The 1,400-nt window shown below is 52.0% G+C and carries 1 rRNA gene (running past one end of the window); it reads right to left on the bottom strand.

The features are described 5' to 3' along the window. Window positions 1-1,291, bottom strand: a 23S ribosomal RNA gene (locus tag QP965_RS11335); it reaches 1,480 nt to the left of the window's first position. Window positions 1,292-1,400 lie beyond the last annotated feature (109 nt).

Raw genomic sequence — 1,400 nt, 5'->3', positions numbered from 1 at the left:
ACCCATGCACGACGCTCCCCTACCCAAACAAAAAAAGTTTGCCGCGGCTTCGGCGGTGTACTTGAGCCCCACTACATTGTCGGCGCAGAACCACTCGACCAGTGAGCTATTACGCACTCTTTCAAGGATGGCTGCTTCTAAGCCAACCTCCTGGCTGTCTTCGCGATCCCACATCCTTTTCCACTTAGTACACCCTTAGGGGCCTTAACCGGCGATCTGGGCTGTTTCCCTCTCGACTATGAAGCTTATCCCCCACAGTCTCACTGCCGTACAACACAATTAGTGGCATTCGGAGTTTGGCTGACATTGCTAAGATTGTAGTCCCGCTCAACCAACCAGTCGCTCTACCTCCACCAAGCTATAATACGACGCTGCACCTAAATGCATTTCGGGGAGAACCAGCTATCACGGAGTTTGATTGGCCTTTCACCCCTACCCACAGCTCATCCCCGCAGTTTTCAACCTACGTGGGTTCGCGCCTCCACAACCTCTTACAGCTGCTTCACACTGGCCATGGGTAGATCACCCCGCTTCGGGTCCAGGACATGCCACTTGACACCCCATTAGGATTCGGTTTCCCTACGGCTACCCCACACGGGTTAACCTCGCGACATGCCGCTGACTCGCAGGCTCATTCTTCAAAAGGCACGCCATCACACACAAACGGTGCTCTGACGGATTGTAAGCACATGGTTTCAGGAACTATTTCACTCCCCTCCCGGGGTACTTTTCACCATTCCCTCACGGTACTCATACACTATCGGTCACACTGAGTATTTAGGCTTACCGGGTGGTCCCGGCAGATTCACAGCAGATTCCACGAGCCCGCTGCTACTCGGGCAACCCAACAACCCACATGCCATTGTCTTCAACTACAGGACTCTCACCTTCTCCGGCAGGCCATTCCAAACCACTTCACCTAACAACAACACACGAGCGGACCATCAGTAGCTAGTCCACATTGGGGCCCACAACACCGCACACACAACCCCTACCAGGTATCACATGCACACGGTTTAGCCTCATCCACGTTCGTTCGCCACTACTAGCAGAATCATTATTATTTTCTCCTCCTACGGGTACTGAGATGTTTCACTTCCCCGCGTAAACCCCCACAACAGCTATGAATTCACTGAAGGGTAACCCCACATAACCAGGGCCAGGTTTCCCCATTCGGACATCCTCGGATCAACGCTCAATTGACAACTCCCCGAGGCTTAACGCAGCCTTTCACGTCCTTCATCGGCTCAGCATGCCAAGGCATCCACCATGCGCCCTTAATAACGAACACACAAACCACCACACACAACAAAAATCATGCGGGTGGCCACACAAGTGAACTTGACAAAAAATTGATTAAAGAAAAAAGAAATCACACAAACACACACAAACAAACCACA

This window comes from Corynebacterium sp. MSK074 (genome assembly GCF_030229735.1).
Classification (GTDB): domain Bacteria; phylum Actinomycetota; class Actinomycetes; order Mycobacteriales; family Mycobacteriaceae; genus Corynebacterium.
This window is presented reverse-complemented; position numbering and strand designations above follow the sequence as displayed.